This window comes from Limnobaculum eriocheiris (assembly GCF_021010575.1).
Taxonomy (GTDB): Bacteria; Pseudomonadota; Gammaproteobacteria; order Enterobacterales; family Enterobacteriaceae; genus Limnobaculum; species Limnobaculum eriocheiris.
On sequence record NZ_JAJNAG010000009.1, the window covers coordinates 18,329 to 44,120 of the forward strand.

Genomic DNA, 25,792 nt, shown 5'->3' on the forward strand with positions numbered 1-25,792 from the left:
AATAATTGAGCATATTTTATGCCAGAAATACCGGCTTTTTTATGCTGAAAATACCGGGCGTTATGAATGATATAATTCTTGTGGTTATTCATTAATATTTTAATGAAATTCAGTTTCGTTGGCTGCCGGTCGTGACGTCAACCTGACCACGGCAGAAAGCCGTGAGTATCAAGAGACCCACGGTAAACGCAAACAGGAAATAACCGAATCTGTTAGCCAGCAGGGCACCGAGATTGTCGGCGGTAAACATGTTCAGATTATTGCGGGTCAGGATATTAATGCTCAGGCTGCATCGGTGACGGCAAAAGAAGACGTTTATGCCAATGCCGGCCGGGATATCAATATCACTACGGCAACAGAAAGTGATTATCGTTTCTTTGAGGAAACCAAAAAGAAATCCGGTTTCATGTCGAAAACTGTTACCCATAAAGTGGAGCAGGATTACGCGACCAGTGAAAAAGGTTCGTTGTTTAGCGGTGATAATGTGACCTTATCTGCCGGCCATGACCTGAATATTACCGGTTCATCGGTTATTGGTGATGGTGACCTGAAATTAAAAGCCGGTAATAACGTCAATATTCTGGCGGCGGTGGAAGAGCAATCCACTTACCGACTGAATGAAAAGAAAAAGAGCGGTGTATTTAGCGGTGGTGGCCTGGGCTTTACCATTGGCACAACCAGCTCGCGCCATCAGATTGATGATGCCAGCACCACCCAAAGCCAGAGCGCCAGCATGATTGGTTCCACCGGCGGAAGCGTGAGTATTTTTGCCGGTGAGCAGGCTCATATTGGTGGTTCCGATGTGATCGCCTCAAAAGACATCAATATTATTGCCGATAACGTGCTGATCGATCCGGGGCATGATCTGCGTCAGCGTGATGAACGCTATGAGCAGAAAACTCAGGGGCTTAATCTGGCACTTTCCGGGGTGGTCGGTGGAGCGATTAACTCAGGCTTTACTGCCGCTCAGCAGGCCAAAGATGAAAGTGATGACCGTCTGGCGGCGCTCAATGGTGTGAAGTCAGCGCTGTATGGTGTGCAGGCTGCACAGGGCGCAGTGCTGGACAGCCTAAAAGATGTTAAAGATAAATCTAATGATTTGGTGGGTATCAGCGCCTCTATTGGCTTTCAGAAATCCTCTTCGCAACAACATCTGGATCAAAATACGGTTACAGGCTCGGTGCTGAATGCGGGTAATGACCTGAATATTATCGCCTATGGTAAAGGCGATGGTGCTACCAGTGGCGATATTGTGATTGGCGGTAGCCAGCTTAAAGCCGGTGGAGACACTACGCTAAGCGCAGAACGCGATATCTTGCTGACGGGAGCGGCAAATACCCAGAAAACTACCGGAAAAAACAGCAGCAGCGGTGGTGCCATTGGCGTTAGCGCGGGTGTCGGTACTGAAGGCAAGATGGGGGTTAGCATATTTGCTAATGCCAATAAGGGTAGCGGTCATGACAAAGGGAATGGCACCCAGTGGGCAGAAACCACCATTGATACCGGTAATCAACTGACTATCAACAGCCAGCGTGATACGGCGCTGACTGGCGCTCTGGTTAGCGGTGAACAGGTTACCATGAATGTGGGGCGTGACCTGTGGCTGCAAAGCCAGCAGGACAGCGATAATTACGATGCGAAGCAGCAGAACGTCAGCGGGGGAGTTAGCATCCCGCTTTGGGGTTCTAACGCAGGCGGTAATTTCAGCTATAGCCGCGATAAGATGCACAGCACTTATGATAGCGTTCAGGAACAGACCGGGATTTATGCAGGTCTTGGTGGTTTTGATATTACGGTAGGTAATCACACTCAGCTTGATGGTGCGGTTATCAGCAGTACTGCCAGTGCGGATAAAAACCAGCTTGATACCGGTACTCTGGGCTTCAGCAATATTGAGAATAAAGCCGAGTTTAAGACGCAACGTCAGGGTGTAGGGATTAGTGCCGGTGGTGACGGTGGCGGTAAATTTATCGGCAACGTTGCAGGCGGTATGATTGCTGTTGGTGGTAATGACGGTAGTGCATCTGGCACGACACAGGCGGCGATATCGGAAGGGACTATTGTTATCAGGGATAAGGCGAATCAGCAGCAAGATATTGCTGACCTGAGCCGTGATGTTGAGAATGCCAACGGCAGTATCAGTCCTATCTTTGATAAAGAGAAAGAGCAGAACCGGTTAAAAGAGATCCAACTGATAGGTGAGATAGGCGGTCAGATGATCGATATCGTTGCTACTCAGGGTGCGATTTACGGTGAGAAAGCGAAGAAAGACCCGGCAGCGTTAGCGCAAGCGGAGGCTGAGTTGCAAGCCGGGGGGCTGGAAATCACTCAGAAGGCCATAGAAGATCGGGCCTATGAGAACGGGTTACGCACATTTGGTACCGGTGGTGATGTTCAGCGGGCGACACAGGCGGCAGTGGCTGCATTGCAGGGGCTGGCTGGAGGCGATATGTCACAGGCGCTGGCGGGGGCTTCAGCTCCTTATGTGGCGAATGTGATTAAAAATCTGACCAAAGATAATGATGCAGCAAATATCATGGCCCATGCGGTATTGGGCGCGGTGGTGGCGAATACCAATGGTAACTCAGCATTAGCTGGCGCGGCAGGTGCGGCAATGGGAGAGTACATTGCCAAACAGCTTTACCCAAATACCGAACGTGATATGTTGACGGAAGAACAAAGACAAACGGTGAGTTTGTTAAGCACCGTGGCGGCGGGGTTGGCAGGAGGGATCACCGGGGATAGTACTGCTAATGCGTTTGCTGGGGCGCAGGCTGGGAAGAATGCGACTGAGAATAATGCGCTGGGTAACAAATGTGGTCCGGTGTACTGTAAAGACGGCATAGGTGTTATGGATGGCGGTGGTAGCGTTATCGGGAACAGTGGCGGCGGCGGTGGTGCTGTTGGTCTCGGGGCGATTATTGCATCGATATTTGGGGATGATGAGCCGCCGGTGCCAAATGTAGCGAGAAATCTGACGGATGCTGAAAAAGCTGATATGGGTGGAACGGGTTCTGGGACTCCGGGAGGATGGGGGCCGCAGGATGAAGAGAATGCGCGTAACCGGGAACAGCAACAAAGCCGCTTTGATGAACTGTCAAAAATTTATGATAAGAACTCACCTTCTCAAGAGTTAACGATAGATGGTCAGACTATCAGGCAAGGAAGTGGCGGAAATCGTTATACAACGAGAGTTTTTGAGAGCCAAAATTTAACTGATAATCAGATATATAATTATGCTGAACAATTAGCTGGCCAACCTTTAACAAAAGTAAAAGATGGTATTTATACAACTCGGCTACAGGATGGAACTAATATTACATTAAGAAATATATCTTCTTCTAACACCGGCGCTCGCTGGACTGTCGATATAAAAGGAAATCCACAAATGACTCAGCTTGAAAACGGACTCAGAAATATAGAAATAAAGTTTAGGTAATAGACCAATGTTAAGTGACCAGGAATATTATCGAATAAGAACTTACTCGGAAACAGGCTCTTTCTATCTGATGTGGGGACAATGTGTCCCCGAAGGGTATGATATGGATCAGTTTTCATATGATGAAAATAGACGAATATTTTTTGAGGTATTAGAAAGGTTAATAAAAGAAAATCATTTGAAATTACATAAGAAAGGAGAGCTTCTTAATAATTCACTAGATGAACAACTAACGAATTTTCATAGAGAGTTCCCTAAAACAAAAGACGAGATGCAGGAAGGGCTTTGGTTTTATTTTGACGAATGTCCTGCGGAGCCTGTTTGGGTACTTGAAGATGGCTCTCTTGAGTGGGCTTAGGACAGAAAAGATCCCGATCATCGTATCGGGATCTTCTGTTTTAACCGTCAAATATTAACATCGACCTCAATCACCATCCGCCCCCGCTCAGAGGTCACAGTCACCGGCTGCCCGGTGGTAAACCCCAACTCTTCCAGCCAGTTACCGCTGATTTTAATCTGTGGGCTGGGCCGGGTTTTACCGCCGTTGGGGGCATATCCCACGGTGTAATGACGGGGTTGTGGTTGTTTTGCTTTAACGGCCTGTTGTGACTTACAATCGCGATTAGCCATGAGTAACGACCTCTTATCTGTCCAGTTGCTTGTGGCTAGCAGGCTGGGGGTGGTGAGACACCTTCAGTCTGCGTTAGTGTTAACTCTCTTCTTTCGTTGTCGGTGGTGTCACTCGTGCCATGGCACTGGCAACCTGATTTCTGATAATTATCGCATCTTAACCGCCAAAATGGCTGATATTCTCTAGAATATAATCCGGGCCAATGATTTCAGACATATCCTCGTCATCTGCTTCCCCATACACCAATTCATCACTGACTCTTTCAATCTGAGTACCTTGTTCATATTCTCCCCGCCCACAAAAACAATCTCCTTCCTCACAATAATAATGTATCAGTTGGCAATCAAAGCGCTTGCTTAAGGCTTCCATGACTGCCTCATTTGGCGGGCCCCAGGGACTGTCGAAATCCACGGTAATGTTGCTTGTGTTATGGCGGTTATAATACAAGTTATAAGCTTTCGGGGATTTGATACCATATAAATCAAGGTACAAACCATAACTACTGCTCCTGGGCTGAAAATTACGCCACCGCTCATGGTCCGGTTCATCATCTGACAGAGGATGCCATAGTCCACCGCTGAATCCATTGAGTTCATAGGCTAAATAGGTTGGTATCAGTTCCCGCATATCCATTGGAAATGCCTGAACAGGTAGTGCATCGGTTCCCATATCATTCCAGAATTCTGCAAATGATATCGGTTTATCAGAGGCTAAAGTGCCAAACCAGTCAGCGTACTTTTTATGAAACAGCGTATTAACAGTTTCTTGTTGTGCATCGGTCAGATTCTCCCAGCGTATATCCTTCAGGCCACTTTGTTGCCAATAGCGTTCAATCACCTGACAATAATGCTTATCCAGTATCGGGTTACATTTTAGTAATTTTAACCAACGGGTAAACGCAAGATTCTCGGGACTAAATACGCCAGTGGTTCCTGGTGATACTAATTGCGGCAGTGGCGGAAAATGCCACTGCACTGGTTGAGTTTCATGCTCCAGGAGGGTTGGTACCCGTATTCCGGCACAGCCAGCAACCAGGAGCTTAATACTTTGATAAATGGCTCGTTGATAGGCCAGTAATGGGGATTTACCTATTAACCAGTCTTCCAGCGCATTAAGTTGAGGTGATTCACCTGTGATATCCAGATGGTTGGCACATAAATTTGGCATGATATTTTCCTCTTTTGAACATAAAAAAAGAGGGTATAACCCATGAGGGCTGTACCCTCACGGAAAGGAGCTATAAAGTGAAAATAGAGCTAATTATTTCTCTTCAATACTGAGGTGTTGTTGATAAACACCATAAGAATAATAACGACAAAAATTGCGTTGCCATAAGCTAAATAGCCCAGAATATGTGGTGATTGATTCTGGTGATAAATCTGCCTGATGACCAGTCCCCATACTGAAATCAAAATCGACAAAGGGTTCTAATTTAGGGGTGTTTGATAAACCTGAATAGTAAAACTCCGTGATATAGCAAATTGACCAGTTATTGTCAGGTTGTTTTTCCAGTCGAATTTCTACAGGGCGGTACCCATTCAATTCTGCTTTATGGCTTTGATAATTAAGTGTGAGACTAAAAACGTCAGAATGATGCTTTATTACCTGAGTGAGTATGCTGCTAAAAGGTTTAAAGAGCGGTAGATCACAAGTGATTCGGATATTTCCTGATTGCTTTTTTAGTCGAGCCGAAGAATAATTCATAAATAATTCTCATTCGCATTATTAATTATATATAAACAAAAAAAAGGCAGCACAAGCCACCTCTCTCTTCATATTTCTATTCTAATTAGACAGATTAAGCCCGTCTCTTAAACGTTCCATGAACTACATTACCCCCTCTCTCTAAATCATCCATGTAATCCGCGTACCACTGAAGCATATCTCTACGCCCATCCAGATATTGAGCATGATTATAGGTACCACGGGTATTATTCTTATCAACGTGGGCGAGCTGTATCTCAATCCAATCAGAGTTATATCCCTGTTCGTTAAGTATCGTGCTCATTGTGTGTCTAAAACCATGTCCTGTCGTTTGTCCCTTATATCCTAAAAGCTCGATAACCTGATTCACACTCTCTTTACTAATAGGTTTACTATGATCATTTCTACCAATAAAGACTAAGGGATAGCGACCAGTAATCGGTTGTAACTGGTTAAGTATATCAATAGCCTGTTGAGATAACGGGACAATATGAGGTCGACGCTTCTTCATTATTTCAACCTGAACATGCCAAACACTATTTTCAAAATCAATATCTTCCCATCGCGCAAAACGCATCTCTTGTGTTCTGACGGCTGTTAGTATTAGGAATTTAGTGGCTAACTTAGTAATTACGCTACCAGTATAACCAGATAGATCACGAAGAAAGTGTGGTAATTCATCAGCCTTTAAGAATGGAAAATGATTCTTTTGATGTGGGGTTAATGCACTAGCAAGGTCTGGCGCAGGATTATATTCAGCTCGACCGGTAACAATCGCATAGCGAAACACTTCTCCACAACGCTGACGAACCTTGCGTAATTTCTCCAATGCACCGCGTTTCTCCATCCGTCTTAATGCCTCTAACAGTTCCATCGGCTTAATTTCAGTAATTGGACGTTTTCCAATGAACGGGAATATATCGCTTTCAAATGTACTGATAATTTCATCACGATAACGGATAGACCAGCGATCTGCTTTCGATGTATGCCATTCCCTAGCAATAGCTTCAAAGGTATTTTCTGTTAGTTGCTTTTGAGCTAACTTTTCTGCCTTTTTTACTTCACCAGGATCATTTCCGGCAGCAAGTATTTTCTTAGCGGCCTCTCTCTTCTCTCGAGCATTAGCTAGAGAAATATCAGGATAAACTCCGAAAGATAGGCGTTTTTCTTTACCCGCAAAACGATACTTCATTCGCCAATAACGAGAACCATTAACTGAGACTTCTAAATATAATCCTCCACCATCGGAGAGCTTATATGACTTATCTTTAGGCTTTGCCGTATCTACTTGTCTGGCTGTTAGCTTCATTGGGGGCACCTCCAAAAATGGGCAATTATATGCCCCCTATTATGCCCCCACGATCATCTTGATTCCAGTTGATGTGTATTGACAAATAGAGAGCATAACCATGAGTTTATTCAGGCTTTACAAGGATATCATTGAAGTCGATTGACATCAGAAGAACTGAATTGGCGGAAAGTCACAGGAGTCGAACCTGCCAGGGACCGCTGGCGGCCCCATCTGGATTTGAAGTCCAGCCGCCCCACCGGGGACGATGACCTTCCGTTTTAGAAACAACAGAAGTGCTGTAACAGATGAGCCCGTCGATTATACCGTTAAACGAATGGGATGGAACTGCTAATTTCCCCCCATCTCGCGGTTTTTGCTCCTGCTCACAACCACCACCGGCTCGCAATCAGTACACCAGCTCGCCGAACTTATCCCGATACTCTTTTGGCGTGATGCCGTACTCTTTCTTAAATACCGAATAGAAATACTGTAACGACGGATAACCGCACATCTGGGAAATCTCATTAATCGACAGAGTGCTGGCAGCCAGAAACTCACTGGCCCGATTCAACTTCTCCTGATGGATCAGGCCATGAATGGTGTTACCGGTTTCATCACGAAAACGCTTTTCAAGATTGGAACGGGAAATGCCTACCGCATCCAACACCTGCTCCACTTTAATGCCCTTACAGGCATGATAGCGGATAAAATGCATCGCCTGAATCACCGCAGGATCATGCAGAGAACGGTAGTCCGTTGAGCGACGCTCCACCACCTTCACCGGCGGAACCAAAATGCGCTGAACCGGAAAATCACCCTGCTTTAGCAGCTTATGCAACAGCTTGGCCGCCTGATAGCCCATCTGGCGCGAACCTTGAGCCACAGAAGAGAGCGCCACCCGCGACAAATAACGGGTCAGTTCTTCATTATCAATGCCGATAACGCACATTTTCTCCGGCACGGCGATATCCAGATGTTCGCACACCTGTAGCAAATGGCGAGCACGGGCATCGGTAACCGCAATAATCCCCGTATGGGCCGGCAGATTTTGTAGCCAGTCCGCCAGACGGTTTTGGGCATGTTTCCAGTTCTCCGGTGCGGTTTCCATTCCCTGATAAACGGAGTAACGGTAATTCCCTTCGGTAACCAGTTGGCGGAAAGCATGCTCCCGTTCCGTTGCCCAGCGATGAGAGATATGGTGTGGCAGCCCGTAAAAGGCAAAGTGGTTCAGCCCCTTCTCCTTTAAGTGCATAAAGGCGGTGCTCACCAGTGCGTGGTTGTCAGTGGCAATATAATGAACCGGAGGGTAATCCTCCGGTCGGTGATAAGAGCCGCCAACCCCTACCACCGGTATACTCGCCTGATTTAGCGCCAGCTCTATTTCCGGGTCGTCAAAATCGGCAATCACTCCATCGCCCAACCAGTCTTTAACACTGTCTATCCGACAGCGAAAATCCTCTTCGATAAAGATGTCCCAATCGCATTGAGAAGCCTGTAAGTACTCGCCAACACCTTCAATAATCTGCCGGTCATAAACCTTATTGGCATTAAACAACAGCGTAATACGGAAGCGTTTTTCAAACATGGCGTTCAATTTCCCGATCAACACACAAGATAAATCACCACTGCCGCTGGGTCGGCAACCCTCTGTTCAGGTTGAATTGAGTAACACAATCATCCATAACCTGTCAGGTCACACTGCGGAAAATACAACGCTCCGCACACTTTTCAGCTAACCAATAAACACATAGCCGAAAATATGTACGGAGCCGCCAGATTAATCTATCAGGCGCGTTTTTTGGTTGCAGAATCCATCCATACCGCCAACAGTAAAATGGCACCTTTAACGATGTACTGCCAGAAAGTTGGAACGTCCAGCATACTCATGCCGTTATCCAGTGAGGCCATGATAAACGCCCCCATTACCGCACCGGCAACGCTACCCACACCACCCGCCAGACTGGTTCCACCAATAACGCAGGCGGCGATAGCGTCCAGCTCTGCAATGTTACCGGCAGAAGGTGAACCCGCTCCTAAGCGAGAGCTGAGGATCAGACCGGCAATCGCTACCATCACCCCATTAATAGCAAACACCGCCAGCTTGGTACGCGCCACGTTAATACCCGACAGGCGGGCCGCATCAATATTGCCACCGATAGCGTAGATACGACGGCCAAATGCAGTGCGGGTTGCCATAAAGATCCCCACCATCATTAACGCAGCCAGTATCAGTACCGGGGTTGGCACACCGCGATAGTCATTCAGCAGGTAGATAGCGTACTGCGGTAATAGCCTGACGACCCACATCGCTGCTTTTACCGGGCACCGGCAACCCCAGCGTTTCACGATGTGCCCGCTGACGCCATTGCCAGATAACAAACAGCACCATCACGCCAATACCAATACCAAAACCCAGACTATCCGGCAGATAGCTCTGCCCAATTTGCGACATGGCATTGCTGGTTGGTGAAACAGTGGTACCGTTAGTAATTCCCACCAAAATACCGCGGAAGGCTAACATTCCTGCCAGCGTCACGATAAACGACGGCACTTTACGATAGGCAACCCACCAGCCGTTCCATGCGCCTAATAACAGGCCCATCACCAGAGTAACGACAATCGTCAACGGCAGAGGCCAGCCATACCAAACGTCAAAAATCGCCGCCGCTCCGCCGAGCAGGCCCATCATCGACCCCACCGACAGATCGATTTCTGCCGAAATAATGACAAATACCATCCCCACCGCCAGAATGCCGGTAATCGCCGTCTGACGCAGCAGGTTAGAGATATTACGTGCGCTGATATAGGCACCGTCCGTCGCTACGCTGAAAAACAGAATAATCACCACAATAGCGGTCAGCATCACGAAAACCTGTAGGTTAACGCGCTTTGGCTGAACAGGGCCTGCTGCTTTTACGCCGGTGTTTCCTGTGATTGATAACGTTTCATTAGACATGTTGTTCACTCCTGAGTGCCGCTTCCATAATCTGTTCTTGTGTCAAAGACCGGTTAGCTAAATCTGCTTTAATACAGCCTTCGTGCATCACTAATACCCGATCGCTAAGTCCCAGCACTTCGGGTAATTCTGAAGAGATAACAATCAGGGCAATACCCTGCTCAACCAGTTGATTAATCAGTTTATAAATTTCATATTTGGCACCGATATCAATGCCACGGGTTGGTTCATCCAGAATCAGAATTTTAGGATTGAGTAACAGACATTTAGCCAGAATGGCTTTTTGCTGATTGCCGCCACTCAGGCGGGCAATGGCTAATTCCGGCGATGAGGTTTTTACCTTCAGCCGTTCGATGGATTGCTGGATGATAGACTGCTCTTTGGCATCGTCCAGTATGCTCAACCAGCCGCTAAAGTCATCCAGTGCCGCCAGCGTCATATTGGCACCGACACCCATTACCGGGATAATACCGTCCTTTTTACGGTCTTCCGGCACCATGGCAATACCATGACTGATGGCATCCTGACAGTTACGGACCTTTACCGTTTTTCCGCCAACTTTTATGTCCCCTTCCCAGCGGCCACGATAGGCGCCAAACAGACACTGAACGGTTTCCGTTCTTCCCGCGCCCACCAAACCGGCGATTCCCAGAATCTCCCCTTTATGCAACGAGAAAGAGACGTTGTTCACCCGGCGAATATGGCGGTTAATCGGGTGCCAGGCGGTCAGATTATCCACCCGCAGCACTTCCTCACCAATGGTATGCTCCGACTGAGGGTAAAGCTCTTTCAGTTCACGGCCCACCATCATGGCGATAATATCTTCTTCGCTCATCTCACTGGCCTGACGGGTACCAATATGTTTACCGTCGCGAATTACGCAGATCAGATCGGAGATGACTTTCACTTCATTCAGTTTGTGAGAGATGTAGATACAGGCAATGTCATGGCTCTGTAGGTCACGGATAATATTTAGCAGAATTTCGGTTTCGCTTTCCGTCAGTGACGCCGTTGGCTCATCAAGCACCAGCAGCCGCACCTGCTTATTCAGCGCTTTGGCAATTTCTACCAGTTGCTGTTGGCCCAGCCCCAGCTCCCCCACTTTGGTATCCGGACTCACCGCCAGCTTCACCTGTTGTAACAAGCGCTGACAGCGCAAAAACATGCTGTCGTAATCCATGATACCGAAACGCCCACGCTCCGAACCAAGGAAGATATTCTCCAGCACGGTCATCTCTTTCACCAGTGCCAGCTCCTGATGGATAATGGCAATGCCTTTCTGCTCGGTATCACGAATGGTTTTTGCCTGTATGAGATCGCCGGAAAACAGAATGTCACCCTGATACTGACCGTATGGGTAGATGCCGCACAGCACTTTCATCAGCGTTGATTTACCGGAACCATTCTCTCCACATAAAGAGAGCACCTGCCCGGCATCTAACGTTAAAGAGATGTCATCGACGGCTTTGATATCACCAAAAGCTTTGGTGATATTTTTCATTTCTAACAGATGTGGCATCACATGTACTCCACAAAGAGATAACGACCATTAAGCTGATGCAGGGTGCTGCTTACACGGCACCCGATTGCAGGTAAATCAGTTATAGATGCTCTCTTTACTGTGGAAGCCATCGGCCACAATGGTTGAATCAATGTTGGATTTATCAACCTGAATTGGGGCCAGCAGATAAGATGGCACATCCTTTTTGCCATTATTCAGGGTGGCGTTGGCTTTGGGCGTTTCACCTTTACCCATTTCTACCGCTATCTCCGCCGCATCGCCAGCTTGCTGATAGGCTTATACACTGTCATGGTTTGAGTACCGGCAACAATACGTTTGATTCCGGCAAGGTCAGCATCCTGACCAGAGATAGCAACTTTACCCGCCAGCCCCTGAGCTACCAGCGCCTGAATCGCACCACCGGCGGTGGCATCATTGGAAGCAACGACCGCATCAATTTTGTTATTGTTAGCGGTTAAGGCGTTCTCCATGATTTTCAACGCGTTTTCTGCCAACCAGGCATCAACCCACTGATCGCCAACGATCTTAATTTTGCCGTCTTTAATCAGAGGATTAAGTACGTTCATCTGCCCCTGACGGAACAGCTTGGCATTGTTATCTACCGGTGAGCCGCCCATCAGGAAATAATTGCCCTGAGGTACGCGTTCAACCAGGCTCTTAGCCTGCAGTTCACCCACTTTCTCATTATTAAAGGAGATATAAAAATCGATATCCGCATCGTTAATCATGCGGTCATAAGCCAGTACTTTGATGCCTTCGCGCTTCGCTTCTGCAATAACGTTACTCAGCACCTGACCGTTCTAAGGAATAATCACCAGTACGTCTACGCCACGGTTGATCATATTCTCAATCTGCGACATTTGGGTCTCTTCGTTACCGTTGGCAGACTGTACAAACACTTTGGCTCCTAACGACTCGGCTTTGCTGACAAAGATATCGCGATCTTTCTGCCAGCGTTCTAAACGCAGATCGTCAATCGCCATACCTATTTTGACTTCTTTGGCATTTACCATGTGTCCTGATAGCGCCAGCGATGCACAAACGGCAAGTAAAACATGCTTTAATTTCATTTGATAACATCCTATTTTGGTTAAGCTATTTCAGTGAAAGTGGGTATTTCCCCGTTTCTATTTATTACCAATAAATATTTAACCACTATAGTGTTATCAGTTATAACCCGAGTATCAATTACAGATTCTTACCCCGTTATTACGTTTTTTAGTTTATTTTCATTTTTATGAGAGAGGTCATATTTTACTGAGAAAATTAAAATATAAATAAATAGCTTCACTTTAAAAAATAAACATAACATATTGTATATAAAAATAATATCTTAAAAAGATGATAAAAAAAGACATTTTCAAAAATAATTACCTTACCGTTTTAAGGCTTATTATTGTGAGCATAATCACAGTAGTTAAATTTCGTAATTCACTATTCAAATCCAGGAATAACCCTCATTTTTTTAAATCTTTATGATTCCCTACATATAAAACAAATAGCGCCAGAATTGCGTCCATTTATATTTTAAAAAAATGTAATAACGCATTTTTATTATTTATTGCGCTGGTTGTTTCAGCGATAAATAAATCACGCTGAATGCACTTGACCAAATGACCTAAATACATCGCTTAAAGGAAACCACCATGACTCAGTATTTCGATAAACTTGACCAGGTGCGCTACGAAGGCACCGCCAGTAACAATCCACTGGCCTTCCGCCACTACAACCCGGATGAGTTGGTTCTGGGTAAGCGTATGGCTGACCATCTGCGCTTTGCCGCCTGTTACTGGCACACCTTCTGCTGGAATGGTGCCGATATGTTTGGCGTAGGTTCGTTTGACCGTCCATGGCAATCGGCAGGTGATGCCATCAAGCTGGCAAAAGCAAAAGCGGATGTTGCCTTTGAGTTTTTCCATAAGCTAAATGTGCCTTTCTACTGCTTCCACGATGTGGACGTATCCCCTGAAGGCAGCACCATTAAAGAATATCTGAATAATCTGGCGTTAATCACCGATGTACTGGCAGAAAAACAACAGGCAACCGGTGTAAAACTGTTATGGGGCACGGCTAACTGCTTCACTAACCCACGCTACGCTGCCGGTGCGGCAACTAACCCGGATCCGGAAGTATTTGCTTACGCCGCAACTCAAGTGGTCAGTGCTATGCAGGCCACTCAACGTCTGGGCGGTGAGAACTATGTGCTGTGGGGCGGTCGTGAAGGTTATGAAACCCTGTTAAATACCGACCTGCGCCAGGAGCGCGAACAGCTTGGTCGCTTTATGCAAATGGTGGTAGAACATAAACATAAGATTGGTTTTAACGGCACCTTGCTGATTGAGCCAAAACCACAAGAACCAACCAAGCATCAGTATGATTACGATGTGGCAACGGTTTATGGCTTCCTGAAGCAGTTTGGTCTGGAAAAAGAAATTAAGGTTAATATCGAAGCTAACCACGCGACGCTGGCAGGCCACAGTTTCCACCATGAAATCGCCTCTGCCATTGCGCTGGGCATTTTCGGTTCTGTTGATGCTAACCGTGGCGATGCTCAACTGGGCTGGGACACCGACCAATTCCCAAACAGCGTAGAAGAAAACGCACTGATTATGTATGAAATCATTAAAGCAGGCGGCTTCACTACCGGCGGCCTGAACTACGATGCAAAAGTACGTCGTCAGAGCACCGATAAGTACGACCTGTTCTATGGTCATATTGGCGCGATGGATACCATGGCTCTGGCGCTGAAAGTTGCCGCTAAGATGGTACAAGACGGTAAACTGGATCAAAAAGTCTCCGAGCGCTACGCCGGTTGGAATGGCAAACTGGGTCAACAAATTCTGGAAGGCGAAAGCTCACTGAAATCTCTGGCGAAGCATGTGGAAAGCAATAATCTGCAACCACAGCATAAGTCAGGGCAGCAGGAGCTGCTGGAGAACTTAGTGAACCGATATTTATTTGGATAGTTCCTTGACCTTGACGTTATTATTTGAGCACTTGAACTCAGCCGACGACTGAGAGAGGGTAGCACGCCGAACATGGATGTTCGGCGAGGCACTGCTTCGCCTGGAGCGAATCAGTGCCGGTGCGTAAACCCGAACGAAGGAGGAGGGAAGTCGCGCCAGCGACCTGAGTTCCTGTGCGAAAGGCGCGGGGTGCAGGGGCATTCGCCCTAATGCCCCTGCTCGCCGGTAGCACAATGCCGACATAGACACTGAGCGACTAACGGCGAAACTTACACCACGACATGACCTTACATATAAGGGATTAACGCAATGTACATCGGTATCGACCTCGGCACTTCCGGCGTAAAAGTTATCCTCCTTAGCGAGCAGCAGCAGGTTATTGCCACTCACTCTGAAGCACTTTCCATTTCCCGTCCTCATCCCCTTTGGTCAGAGCAAAACCCTGATGACTGGTGGCAAGCCACCGATCGGGCGATGCTGGCGTTGGCGGCTCAACACGATTTAAGTTCGGTTAAGGCTATGGGGCTGACCGGGCAAATGCACGGCGCTACCCTGCTGAATAAGCAGATGAAGGTATTACGCCCTGCCATTTTATGGAACGATGGCCGCAGTGCTGCCGAATGTATGGCACTGGAAAAGCAGGTTCCTCAATCAAGGGCCATTACCGGCAACCTGATGATGCCAGGATTTACCGCCCCAAAATTAAAGTGGGTAGCACAACATGAGCCCGCCGTTTTTCAGGCAACCGACAAGGTTCTGCTACCAAAAGATTATTTACGCTTACTGATTACAGGTGAACTGGCCAGCGATATGTCCGATGCGGCTGGCACCATGTGGATGGACGTTGGTAAACGCGACTGGAGCGATGAAATCCTCTCCGCCTGCAATCTCAGCCGCGATAATATGCCAAAACTGTTTGAAGGCTGCCAGATTACCGGCAACGTTAAAGCGGACATCGCTACACGCTGGAAGATTGGTCAAATTCCGGTCGCTGCCGGTGGTGGTGATAACGCAGCGGGAGCCATTGGTATCGGACTGTATCGCGCAGGACAGGCAATGCTTTCGCTGGGAACTTCCGGCGTTTATTTTGCCGTCAGCGATGGCTTTCTCAGTAATCCGGAGAGCGCAGTTCACAGCTTCTGTCATGCACTGCCAAATACCTGGCACTTAATGTCAGTGATCCTGAGTGCAGCTTCCTGCCTTGACTGGGCCTGTAAGTTAACCAATATTCCCAGCGTACCTGAACTGCTGAAAGCCATTGAACAAGCACCGCCTGCCGATACACCAGTGTGGTTCCTGCCCTACCTTTCCGGGGAACGCACGCCACACAATAACCCGGCGGCTAAAGGAGCATTCTGGGGGCTGACTCATCAACATAACGCAACCGATCTGGCCAGAGCAGTACTGGAAGGAGTGAGCTTTGCGCTGGCAGAAGGGATGGACGTGTTGCACGCCACCGGTTTGAAACCGACCCAAATTGCCCTGATTGGCGGCGGAGCCCGCAGCCCGTACTGGCGCCAACTTCTGGCGGATATCAGCGGTCAAACGCTGGAATACCGTACCGGTGGTGACGTGGGTCCGGCATTGGGTGCTGCACGGCTGGCACAAATTGCTATGAACCAAGGGGTTGCACTGGCAGATCTCTGCCCGGAGCTGCCGTTGGAACAGCGCCATCAACCCAATCCTGAACTTTATGCGCTCTATCAGGAAAGAAGAGCAACGTTTAAATCGCTTTATCAACAACTCCTGCCATTGTGCTAATCAAAACCGAGCCTGCTCACTAAATCCACATGGTGAGCAGGCTTAATCAACGTGATGAATAAGGGGTCTGACGCTCAGTGGAACGAAAACTCACGTTAAGCAATGTTTTCTTCCTCTGACGCCTCTTTTAACGGCCGCAGATGTCCTTTTGTCACCAGTTCTGCCAGCGTGAAGGAATAATGGCCGAGCATATTGATATGCCCGTGGCAAAGCGGTGAGAGTCGTGCAATATCTTCATCATTCAGGGTTTCACCCTGTGCCCGGAGATGATCCAGGGCTGCCTGCATATAAATAGTGTTCCATAACACGACGGCGTTAGTGACCAGCCCCAGTGCACCCAGTTGATCTTCCTGACCATCGGTATATCGCTTTCTTATCTCACCCTTCTGACCGTGACAGATAGCTCTGGCAACGGCATGGCGACTTTCTCCCCGGTTTAGTTGGGTCAGAATGCGCCGACGGTAATCTTCATCATCAATATAATTAAGCAGATACAGCGTTTTGTTGATGCGCCCCACTTCAATGATTGCCTGAGTCAGTCCGGAAGGGCGTTCACTCTTCAATAACGAGCGAACCAGCACCGAAGCCTGTACCTTTCCCAACTTCAGGGAGCCCGCAGCCCGGATCATTTCGTCCCACTGAAGGACTATTTTTTGGGGATCTGACTGCCCTCTGGCAATATCATTCAGCACCCCATAATCGGCGTCATTGTCCATACGCCAGAAAACCGAAGCACCGGCATCAGCTAGGCGCGGGGAAAACTGATATCCCAGCAGCCAGAAAAGACCAAAGACAAGGTCGCTGGCACCGGCGGTATCGGTCATAATTTCCGTGGGATTTAGCCCGGTTTCCTGTTCCAGAAGGCCTTCCAGCACAAAGATTGAGTCTCTAAGAGTCCCCGGTATAACAATGCCATGAAAGCCGGAATACTGATCGGAAATAAAATTGTACCAGGTGATCCCCCTGTTATTGCCAAAGTATTTGCGGTTCGGCCCGGCATTGATTGTTCTGACCGGCGTAACAAAGCGCATTCCGTCTGCAGAGGCCACTTCGCCACCACCCCAGACCTGTGCCAGTGGTAGCGTTGCCTGAAAATCAACCAGCCTAGCATTCGCACTTGTGATTGTTTCAGCCCGCAGGTAGTTTGCTTTTGTCCAGTTCAGCCGGTGTCGGGTCAGGGCTGGAACATTTGACCGTATCAGGGGTTCCAGACCGATATTGCAGGCCTCAGCCATCAGTACGGCGCTGATGCTTACGGGCAGATCGTCAACTCTGGCGCTGGCTTCGCTGGCGTGGAAAAACTCATCAGCAAATCCGGTATGGGCATTGATTTCGAGCAACAGCTCTGTCAAATCTACAGTCGGGAGAAGATCACTGACCTGTTTGCTCAGTCGTTTCAGACTGTCCGGCTCGTCAAGACTGGCGAGGGGAGAAATTGTCAGCCTGGGCTTTGGGCTGGAAATATCCAGTTCAACCGCCTCATTTTCGCCAAGGCGTGCGGCTACCTGCTTGTAACGGGTGTCCAGTTGAAGGCCCAACGATTTTATTGCGTCCTGTGGATTCGTCGGGTGCCCCAGGGAACGATAAACCTTAATCCGGTTTGCCTGCCAGTCTGCACCCTGTAGTAATTTTTCGCGGGGATCTCCCCACCGATTACTGCCGGTAACGTAGACATCCCGCCGTCTCAGGCTGTCCTGCAGTTTACTGAGAAAGCACAGCGTGTATCCCCTTCTGGTGATATGTTTTTCCTTATTAACCACCAGTCGTTTCCATGGCCGGCTGATGATTTCCGTTGGTGCATCATCAAAATACTGCCGCCTTGAGCTGAACTCGCGGCTGAGGTAATCGCAGGCATTCAGAGTGGAGCTCCCGGCGGGAGCTGCTGAAAATTTGACGGTATTCAGCAGACGGGGCAGGAAACGACGAACCCGCCCGTATTGCTCCACCATTTCATCATGAAAGTTATCGTCTGAGGGCCGGGCAATTTCACGGACAAGTGCGATAAGGTCGGCCAGTTTTTGCCTCGGGATGTGGCTGAATACTTCGGTCCGAATTGATTCGTCCGGCGTTTCCTCTTTCAGCAGGTACGAACACGCGCTGGCGAGCGCCAGTGCTGACTTATCCAGATCTTTCAGAGATCGTAGTCGTTTTTTCTGCCCAATCTTTCTGGCATCACGGATGATAACAGCCAGCATGGCATCCAGAACGTCCAGTGCATCATCCAGCGCCAGCGTCTCCCATGCAAGGACAAAGGCAACCAGTATCGCTGTCCTTTTCTGCGGGGCCATCCTGGCGATATTGAACACCGAAGTCATTCCCGCATAACGAGCGAGATTTTTCAGACGTACAGCCGGGATCGCACTCAGGTTATCAGTATGAAAACCAAAATCGCTCAGCGTTTTCCAGCGATCAATTGCCTCATTAAACGCCGGGCCACTGATGGTCACCGGACCTTTTTTCAGTGATTCCAGCAAAGACAGGCGACCGGAAGCTGCGGGGCCCAACAGCGTCTCCAGTTGTGAACGCTGCACGGCAGACGGTATCATTGCCAGCCTGTTCCACAGACGCAGCGTTGCCTTTTCCCTTACCTCTGAAATCAGCCGGGTTAACGTGGTAGCACCGGGTAGAATAATTCGGTGCTGCATCAGCCATCCTGTCGCCAGGTCGAAAAGCAGTCCCGGACGTTCGTTGCTTATCCAGCTCCGGGTATATAAAAGACGGGTAAGACGAAAAGTCCAGGGCCAGGCAAATTCGCGATAATCATAATGCTGACGTATCAGCGCGGCATGCTCACGACGGGTATTTTCTCTCTGACCATACTCTGCCAGCACGGTGATATCGTGGATAGCGAGCTGTCTGGCGATAAAATGCGGGACGCAGGAAGGAATATGATTCATATCGGTGAGAAAGGTACCCAGAAAACGTACGCACCCTATTTGCAGGGCAATTCCCAGACGATTGTGATCGCCTCTGCTTTTTCCGATAAATTCCTTGTCTGCCTCATCAAGATGAAAATAGCGGGCCAGCTGAAGCTCATCTGGTTCACCGGTGAACCGGCCATAGCTTTCAGTCTGCTCAGTGGTCAGAAAATCGACGGGCATATCAGCCTCCCTGCCTGAAGGTTACAAGTTAACAATTTTGTAACTGTCCGAAATATTATAAATTATCAGACATCATAAAACAGTATGGCTAAACTGTCGATTAAGTCGTTTTTTTGATATAATGGACATTATTTGTCCGACATTCGATTTTGGAGACGTTTTATGCGACTTTTTGGTTATGCGCGGGTATCAACCAGCCAACAGTCTCTCGATATTCAAGTCAGGGCACTCAAAGATGCAGGAGTGAAAGGAAACCGCATCTTTACTGATAAAGCATCAGGTAGCTCTACCGACCGGGAGGGACTGGATCTCCTGCGAATGAAAGTGGAAGAGGGTGATGTCATATTGGTTAAAAAACTAGACCGCCTTGGTCGCGACACTGCCGATATGATTCAGTTGATAAAAACTTTCGATGCACAAGGAGTGGCAATCCGATTCATTGATGATGGGATTAGTACTGACGGAGAAATTGGTAAAATGGTCGTAACTATTTTATCAGCAGTGGCGCAAGCTGAACGCCAAAGAATATTAGAGCGAACAAATGAAGGTCGCCAAGAAGCAAGGGCAAATGGAGTAGTATTTGGCAGAAAGAGAAAAATAAAAAGAGATGACATACTGGATATGTGGAAACAAGGATTAGGAGCTACGTATATCTCAAAAACAATGAATATTGCACGTTCAACAGTATATAAAGTGATAAATGAAAGCAACTAACACAAAAGGTTGAATATGGAATTTAATATTACTTCAAAGTCTAATCCGTTCGGCGATACAACAGCAGAAAATGATAAAAAAATGTTAAGTAGCGCGTTTATTGAAACTGCTGATTTTAGGACGCTAATTGAAACTGATGACCGGACTGTTGTTGTCGGCAGACGTGGAACTGGTAAAAGCGCTTTATTCAGGCTTTGTTGAATAAATCAGATTTGGGGTAAACATCCCCATAGCTGTTTGTGCTGTCAGGCAATACGCACGCTTTCTGGCATCCCTGCCTTCGTCATCTTGTTCAGCGCACGCACCATGGCTAAAGCCTCTGCAACCTGGGCATCATAGTCCCGTAGCATCAGTGAACCACCGAACAGTTGCTTTACTCTGGACATCGCCGTTTCCGCTATCGACCGACGGTTATAATCTGTTGCCCATTTCCACCGTGCATTGCTCCCGCTCAGCCTCTGATTCGCAACAGCACGGTTGCGGTCTGCATATTCATCAGGCCAGTAACCCGCTCCTTTTCGGGGCGGGATGAGGGCGCTGATTTTCTTGCGACGCAGTTCGTCGTGACATCGCCGCGTATCATAAGCACCATCCGCCGCCGCTGACCTGATTTTCCGGTGTGTCTGCCGGATAAGTCCCGGGAAAGCTTCTGCGTCGGTAACGTTGTTCAGTGACAGGTCAGCGCAGATAACCTCATGCGTGCTCGCATCAACCGCCAGATGCAATTTTCTCCAGATACGACGGCGTTCTTTGCCGTGTTTTTTGACTTTCCACTCACCTTCACAGAAGACCTTAAGTCCTGTGGAATCAATTACCAGATGCGTTATCTCACCCCGCGTGTGCGTTTTAAAGCTGACGTTAACCGACTTTGCCCGCTTACTGACCAGAGAGTAGTCCGGGCTGCGCAGCGGCAGAGCCATCAGCGTAAAAATCGAGTCAATGAAGCCCTGTAATGCCCGGAGCGGCAGATTAAACACGCGCTTCATCATCAGAACCGTGGAGATCGCCATATCGGTGTAGTGAAGAGGTCGGCCACGACCTTTAGGCAGTGCCCTGTCAGTCCATGTAGCAATAGCTGATTCATCAAGCCAGATCGTCAGCGAACCACGCTGTCTGAGTGCCTTGTTGTAGGCTGACCAGTTAGTGATTTTAAACTTTTGCTTTGCCATGGGGATCCGATGCGGAAGAGACTGTAGCGATAAGATCCGCCAATCACCTAAAAGTTCGATTTATTCAACAAAGCCCCCAGGCACCTACGGTTCTGGTATCTAATCCCCATATAGGAGAACAGTTGTTTCAATTTGAACCAAGAGAAATTAGAAAGATATTAGTCGGAGAATATGAAGTTCGATATGAAATTATTAATTCAAACATCTATATATTGCGTATATGGCACACACGGGAAAGTCGGTGAAAAATCTCATATTTATCAAAATCATAAAGCGCTAACAGCAGACAATTTCATGCTGTTTTCAAGTATACTGAGAATGCCGCTATCAGTATTTTCATCAAATTTTCTAGCAAATAGATTTTTACTATTTATTAGCATTTCTGAATCCCCAGTCAAAAAATCACGAGGGCGCAATTTAATATCACTTGACTCGACCCAGTCAATTTCTCTTTTATCATCATAAATTATCCTGGATTTAAATGTGGTATTCATCAATACGGTTTGAAAAAAACTTTCATCCGAAATTAATGTATTACGGTAAAAATCCTTAAAAACCCTTAACTCTGGACTATAGGTGATAAACTCGCAAAAACTCTTACTTAATATCATCCACTGATTACCTATGTATGGTGTAACACCTTTCAAAAACGGTCTATTAGATACAGTGGATACAACCAGCTCTCCATTTATTTCCTGAACATAGTCTTTTATCCTATGCATGGTTTCCGGTCTAACCAGATTTTGGTTAACTACTTTTATAAATTCGCAGCAATCAAACGCACTAAGATACTCCATTATAAAAGCTTGGTTTTTTAATGGAAAATCCTGTCCACTTAAATTTATGAAGTAATCCCATGCCGAACCACTGGTTACAAGTTTTTCGATACCACGCAACTGGGCATCTACCAAACTATACCCACCCCATATAGCTTCTTTACTTTCTAATAATGAGGTATTATTATAATTACTCAAAAACAAGCTTATTTCATCAAAAATACTTTTACCAGCACGCTTATCGATATGTATTACATAATGATTTTTTTCATGATAAATAGATTTAAATAATCTCTTGAATTGATTGGGATAGCGATGAACTAACATGAAATATGCAATCATGTAAAATAGCCTCATATTTTCAACTCAACACACTTATAATAACCATACTACAATATTAAGGGTGAGAGTGAAGTTGGTTAAATAGAAAAGTGACTTTTAACTATAAATAGCGCGCGATAATTACTTATTTTTAACTAAATCAGTTAATTACAATATTAAATCTATTATCAGGCATTTCATTTTTCGCACGTTAATTATATTGATGATCGTGAAAAATGGATGTGAATATTTAGCAATCTTCTACACCTCGGAAATAATATCCACAATGAGGGCAAACCATCGTTATATTTTTTCTTAATTTATGCATACTCTGTTCAGCTATGCGAGAACATTTAGGGCATGTGACATCGACTGATTTGTCACGAAACATCTTAAAACTATCAAAGATAGACATATCTTTTATCCAGCAGAGATGTTGAATTCCAGTGTACGCTTAAATGTTGTAGATAGCTCACTATTTGTTATATTTAAGTCTCTTTACTTTAGGGTTGTACGGGCTTTGTTGAATAAATCAGATTTAGGGCAAGCATCTTCGTAGCCGGTTGCAGTTGTCAGATAATACGCACGCTTTCTGGCATGCCTGTCTTCGTCATTTTGTTCAGCGCACGTACCATGGCCAAAGCCTCTGCAACCTGACCATCGTAGTCACGCAACGTCAGCGAACCACCGAACAACTGCTTTACCCTGTACATCGCCGTTTCCGCTATCGACCGACGGTTGTAATCTGTTGTCCATTTCCACCGTGCATTGCTCCCGCTCAGCCGTTGAATCTCATAGCGCTGGGTTGCTATTCCCGTTCAGGGAGTTGTGCCGTTGGGGGAGCCGAATCAGTGTGACGAGTCCCAACTCGGCAAGCCATCCCGATGGCAATCACTGGTCTGGCCGACCTTCAGAACGTTATGCAGCGTCCAGCAGCATAATGTTCTGTGGGGTGTGTAGAGGGGTCTGATGCTCAGAGGAAGAAAACATTGCTTAACGTGAGTTTTCGTTCCACTGAGCATCAGACCCCAATAATAAGGTATTATCGTTCCAGATCTGGCTTTCATATCGGTAATTTTTTTTGCCTCGCTGTATTACTTTATGGTGACAAGGTCTATGCTTAACACGATTTCCACTATTTGAAGGGAGTAATTGTGATGCGTATTTCTTCTGTATTGCCCGTTGTTTTAAGTCTTTGTTTTTTATCCGGAGCCGCCATGGCCGCCGATACTACAGCAAAGGAACCAACCAAAGCACAAACCGCCCAGCGCGATAAAATGAGCAACTGTAATAAAGAAGCAACAGATAAAGATCTTAAAGGCGATGAACGCAAAGCCTTTATGAGTAACTGTCTGAAAGCCAAGCCCGCTGAAAGCGAAAAGAAAATGACCGCTCAACAGCAAAAAATGGCTGACTGTAATAAAGAAGCCGGTGATAAAGCCCTGAAGGGCGACGACCGTAAAGCCTTTATGAGCAGTTGCCTGAAAGGCAAAGCGGATACCGCTGAAAAAGCGGTAACGCCACAACAGCAAAAAATGGCCGAATGTAATAAAGAAGCCGGTGATAAAGCGCTAAAAGGCGACGACCGCAAAACCTTTATGAATACCTGTCTGAAAAAAGCGGCCTGACCCTTCCTGCTTATTACCAGTTATATCCCGCCACAAGGCGGGATATTGTTTCGTTATTTATCCAGCCCGACGCCTTCATTCCCTACTAATCACCCGATCATTTTTTATCATCCCTCGATTGACCCAGCCTTAAGGTAAGTGCATACTTATAAATGTTATATTATAACATATCAATTCAGAGGTAATCATGCAGGTCTTAAGTTCTCTACGTTCCGCCAGGCAGCGCCATCCTGATTGTAAAGTGGTGCACCGTCGGGGCAAGATTTACGTTATATGCAAAACCAACCCGCGATTTAAAGCGGTACAGGGTGGAAAGAAAAAACGTTAACCATTTTTCTTCTCAATTTAGTGAAAAGCACTCTCCCGGTGAGTGCTTACTAACTATATTTCGTGACTGGCTGATTTTCTAAATTATTGGCATCCAATACTGAAAAAATAAATATTCATGATAATGGACTTATCTTCATTAATAAGTTAGTAGTCACTAACTTAATCAATACCTGCACCTTCAAATACTGCTCATTTTTCAACCTAATTAAACACAAAGCGTGTTTAATCCGTTCACATAACGCTCTATTGTTAATGTCAGAAGGCTATTTACAATGATAAAAACGATCTGATAACGGGAGGATGCCGCGATATTGGCTGAATTAGAACAACAAAAATACGAAGTTAATCATATTGATATTAGTTATTGTACCACCGATCAGGGACCAGCATTGCTGATGCTTCATGGTCATCCCCATATGATGTGGCATAAAGTAGCGCCAGCTCTTGCTCAACACTTTACTATTGTTACTGCCGACCTGCGTGGATATGAGAGCAGCGACAAAGCGGTAACGGCAATGGAGAACAACTAATCGACATAAAAATGCCCCTGAAGTAAAACGATACACTGTAAAGCAAACTGCCAGATGGGCTTTCCGTTTTATTATTGTTTAAAGTTCTATGATTTTATAAACAGAAACCCCGATTAATTCAGGAATGTCCTGATATCCGACTATATTTTAACCCTGCTCACAATGCTATGGGAGCACCCGATTAAAGTGTGATAAACTTCACATTAATTAGCGACTGAAACAGCCATTTCTAAAATGACCTGACCAAGAGTATCTCTGAATAAATCTAAGTGATGAGATTCGCTTCTCACGTTTTATTATCTGCAAAAATATAGCAATACTTTCTGTAAGGACATTCTGGTCATGACATTTTATTGGGCTGCTCAGGCTGTGGGCGGCGTGGCGTTTCTGGTAGGGATTACCATGTTTTTTAACCGCAATGAGCGCGGTTTTAAATATCAGCTTTCTGCCTATTCAACCATCATGAGTTGTCACTTCTTTATGATGGGCGCCAATGCGGCTGCAATGAGCGTACTGCTGAGTGCAATACGTACCATCACCTCCATCTGGTGGCGTAACCTTTGGGTCATGATGATCTTTATTACCCTGACGCTAATATTAGCCACCATGAAAATTCAGCACCCAATTGAAGCCCTGCCGATTGCCGGTACCATTGCCAGTACCTGGGCAATGTTCCGCACTCATGGTTTAAAGATGCGCAGCATTATGTGGTGCTCAACCGCCTGTTGGGTTACCCACAACATTTGGGCTGGCTCGATTGGCGGAACCCTGATTGAAGGGAGTTTTCTGTTGATGAACGGCTTCAATATTATTCGTTTCTACCGTATGCAAAAACGTGGTATCGATCCTTTTGCCATTGAAAGCAAAGTAATTAAAGCCGCAGAAGAAGAAAAGGCGCTGGAAGAAAAAACACCTGAAGAACAAAAGTAAGCCCGCACTTTATACCGCGGGCT

The 25,792-nt window shown here is 46.7% G+C and carries 21 protein-coding genes, 1 tRNA gene and 3 pseudogenes; 11 read left to right on the forward strand and 14 right to left on the reverse strand.

All coding sequences use genetic code 11. The annotated features are described in order from the left end of the window. Window positions 1–118: 118 nt before the first annotated feature. A complete protein-coding gene (locus tag LPW36_RS06175; RefSeq protein WP_230608646.1) occupies window positions 119–3,439 on the forward strand; it encodes a hemagglutinin repeat-containing protein in 3,321 nt (1,106 codons plus the stop codon). A gap of 103 nt (window positions 3,440–3,542) precedes the next feature. Further along, entirely contained in the window at window positions 3,543–3,797 is a 255-nt protein-coding gene (locus tag LPW36_RS06180) for a DUF596 domain-containing protein (RefSeq protein WP_230608647.1), read from the forward strand. 47 nt (window positions 3,798–3,844) lie between these two features. Here the strand turns inward: LPW36_RS06180 and LPW36_RS06185 are convergent, their stop codons facing one another. The 9 genes and pseudogenes from LPW36_RS06185 to xylF form a co-directional block, all read right to left on the reverse strand. Beyond that, window positions 3,845–4,069 (reverse strand): SymE family type I addiction module toxin, encoded by a 225-nt coding sequence (locus tag LPW36_RS06185; RefSeq protein ID WP_230608648.1) that lies wholly within the window; start codon window positions 4,067–4,069, stop codon window positions 3,845–3,847. Window positions 4,070–4,226: 157 nt separating this feature from the next. Then, the gene (locus tag LPW36_RS06190; RefSeq protein ID WP_230608649.1) at window positions 4,227–5,237 is read right to left on the reverse strand and encodes a DUF1281 domain-containing protein; all 1,011 of its coding nucleotides are present in this window, start codon (window positions 5,235–5,237) and stop codon (window positions 4,227–4,229) included. Window positions 5,238–5,330: 93 nt separating this feature from the next. Continuing rightward, window positions 5,331–5,774, reverse strand: a complete 444-nt coding sequence (locus LPW36_RS06195) for a DUF2787 family protein (RefSeq protein ID WP_230608650.1) — start codon at window positions 5,772–5,774, stop codon at window positions 5,331–5,333. Window positions 5,775–5,868: 94 nt separating this feature from the next. Then, the gene (locus tag LPW36_RS06200; RefSeq protein ID WP_230608651.1) at window positions 5,869–7,083 is read right to left on the reverse strand and encodes a tyrosine-type recombinase/integrase; all 1,215 of its coding nucleotides are present in this window, start codon (window positions 7,081–7,083) and stop codon (window positions 5,869–5,871) included. A gap of 162 nt (window positions 7,084–7,245) precedes the next feature. Further along, a tRNA-Sec gene (locus LPW36_RS06205) sits at window positions 7,246–7,340 on the reverse strand. 131 nt (window positions 7,341–7,471) lie between these two features. After that, the gene (xylR, locus tag LPW36_RS06210; protein WP_230608652.1) at window positions 7,472–8,650 is read right to left on the reverse strand and encodes a D-xylose utilization transcriptional activator XylR; all 1,179 of its coding nucleotides are present in this window, start codon (window positions 8,648–8,650) and stop codon (window positions 7,472–7,474) included. A gap of 200 nt (window positions 8,651–8,850) precedes the next feature. Next, window positions 8,851–10,021, reverse strand: a pseudogene (gene xylH / locus LPW36_RS06215) (xylose ABC transporter permease XylH). Beyond that, on the reverse strand, window positions 10,014–11,540 hold the full coding sequence (locus LPW36_RS06220) for a xylose ABC transporter ATP-binding protein (protein WP_230608653.1): 1,527 nt from the start codon (window positions 11,538–11,540) through the stop codon (window positions 10,014–10,016). Before LPW36_RS06220 ends, xylH begins: the two are co-directional and overlap by 8 nt. 78 nt (window positions 11,541–11,618) lie before the next feature. After that, window positions 11,619–12,613 (reverse strand): annotated as a pseudogene (xylF, locus tag LPW36_RS06225) (D-xylose ABC transporter substrate-binding protein). Window positions 12,614–13,189: 576 nt separating this feature from the next. On the opposite strand from xylF, the gene xylA reads away from it, so the two are divergent. Further along, window positions 13,190–14,509, forward strand: coding sequence for a xylose isomerase (xylA, locus tag LPW36_RS06230; protein ID WP_230608654.1), 1,320 nt, complete (start codon window positions 13,190–13,192; stop codon window positions 14,507–14,509). Window positions 14,510–14,818: 309 nt separating this feature from the next. Next, window positions 14,819–16,270, forward strand: coding sequence for a xylulokinase (gene xylB / locus LPW36_RS06235; protein WP_230608655.1), 1,452 nt, complete (start codon window positions 14,819–14,821; stop codon window positions 16,268–16,270). Between the two features lie 95 nt (window positions 16,271–16,365). Here xylB and LPW36_RS06240 read toward each other — a convergent pair whose 3' ends face one another. After that, entirely contained in the window at window positions 16,366–19,371 is a 3,006-nt protein-coding gene (locus tag LPW36_RS06240; protein WP_230608656.1) for a Tn3 family transposase, read from the reverse strand. Between the two features lie 162 nt (window positions 19,372–19,533). On the opposite strand from LPW36_RS06240, the gene LPW36_RS06245 reads away from it, so the two are divergent. Both LPW36_RS06245 and LPW36_RS06250 read left to right on the forward strand, forming a co-directional pair. After that, entirely contained in the window at window positions 19,534–20,085 is a 552-nt protein-coding gene (locus LPW36_RS06245; protein ID WP_230608657.1) for a recombinase family protein, read from the forward strand. Between the two features lie 15 nt (window positions 20,086–20,100). Beyond that, window positions 20,101–20,286, forward strand: coding sequence for an ORC-CDC6 family AAA ATPase (locus LPW36_RS06250; protein ID WP_230608658.1), 186 nt, complete (start codon window positions 20,101–20,103; stop codon window positions 20,284–20,286). A 44-nt stretch (window positions 20,287–20,330) separates the two neighbouring features. Here LPW36_RS06250 and LPW36_RS06255 read toward each other — a convergent pair whose 3' ends face one another. Continuing rightward, the gene (locus LPW36_RS06255; protein WP_230608659.1) at window positions 20,331–21,254 is read right to left on the reverse strand and encodes an IS5 family transposase; all 924 of its coding nucleotides are present in this window, start codon (window positions 21,252–21,254) and stop codon (window positions 20,331–20,333) included. A 29-nt stretch (window positions 21,255–21,283) separates the two neighbouring features. Here LPW36_RS06255 and LPW36_RS06260 point away from each other — a divergent pair, with 29 nt between their 5' ends. After that, on the forward strand, window positions 21,284–21,499 hold the full coding sequence (locus tag LPW36_RS06260; protein WP_420844733.1) for a type II toxin-antitoxin system RelE/ParE family toxin: 216 nt from the start codon (window positions 21,284–21,286) through the stop codon (window positions 21,497–21,499). Between the two features lie 21 nt (window positions 21,500–21,520). Here the strand turns inward: LPW36_RS06260 and LPW36_RS06265 are convergent, their stop codons facing one another. The 3 genes and pseudogenes from LPW36_RS06265 to LPW36_RS06275 all read right to left on the reverse strand — a co-directional run. After that, window positions 21,521–22,372, reverse strand: a complete 852-nt coding sequence (locus LPW36_RS06265; RefSeq protein WP_230608660.1) for a beta-1,6-N-acetylglucosaminyltransferase — start codon at window positions 22,370–22,372, stop codon at window positions 21,521–21,523. Window positions 22,373–22,601: 229 nt separating this feature from the next. After that, a complete protein-coding gene (locus tag LPW36_RS06270; protein ID WP_268991534.1) occupies window positions 22,602–22,766 on the reverse strand; it encodes a YnfU family zinc-binding protein in 165 nt (54 codons plus the stop codon). Between the two features lie 157 nt (window positions 22,767–22,923). Continuing rightward, window positions 22,924–23,139 (reverse strand): annotated as a pseudogene (locus LPW36_RS06275) (IS5/IS1182 family transposase); the annotation flags it as partial. A gap of 429 nt (window positions 23,140–23,568) precedes the next feature. Between LPW36_RS06275 and LPW36_RS17955 the strand changes: the two are divergent. The 4 genes from LPW36_RS17955 (at window position 23,569) to LPW36_RS06300 (ending at window position 25,769) form a co-directional block, all read left to right on the forward strand. Beyond that, window positions 23,569–23,979 (forward strand): PsiF family protein, encoded by a 411-nt coding sequence (locus LPW36_RS17955; protein WP_420844734.1) that lies wholly within the window; start codon window positions 23,569–23,571, stop codon window positions 23,977–23,979. Window positions 23,980–24,166: 187 nt separating this feature from the next. Beyond that, complete coding sequence (ykgO, locus tag LPW36_RS06290) at window positions 24,167–24,307, forward strand: type B 50S ribosomal protein L36 (protein ID WP_230608661.1); 141 nt, start codon at window positions 24,167–24,169, stop codon at window positions 24,305–24,307. A 313-nt stretch (window positions 24,308–24,620) separates the two neighbouring features. After that, window positions 24,621–24,839 (forward strand): alpha/beta fold hydrolase, encoded by a 219-nt coding sequence (locus LPW36_RS06295; protein ID WP_230608662.1) that lies wholly within the window; start codon window positions 24,621–24,623, stop codon window positions 24,837–24,839. Window positions 24,840–25,181: 342 nt separating this feature from the next. Beyond that, the gene (locus LPW36_RS06300; RefSeq protein ID WP_230608663.1) at window positions 25,182–25,769 is read left to right on the forward strand and encodes a YgjV family protein; all 588 of its coding nucleotides are present in this window, start codon (window positions 25,182–25,184) and stop codon (window positions 25,767–25,769) included. The last annotated feature ends 23 nt before the right edge of the window (window positions 25,770–25,792 follow it).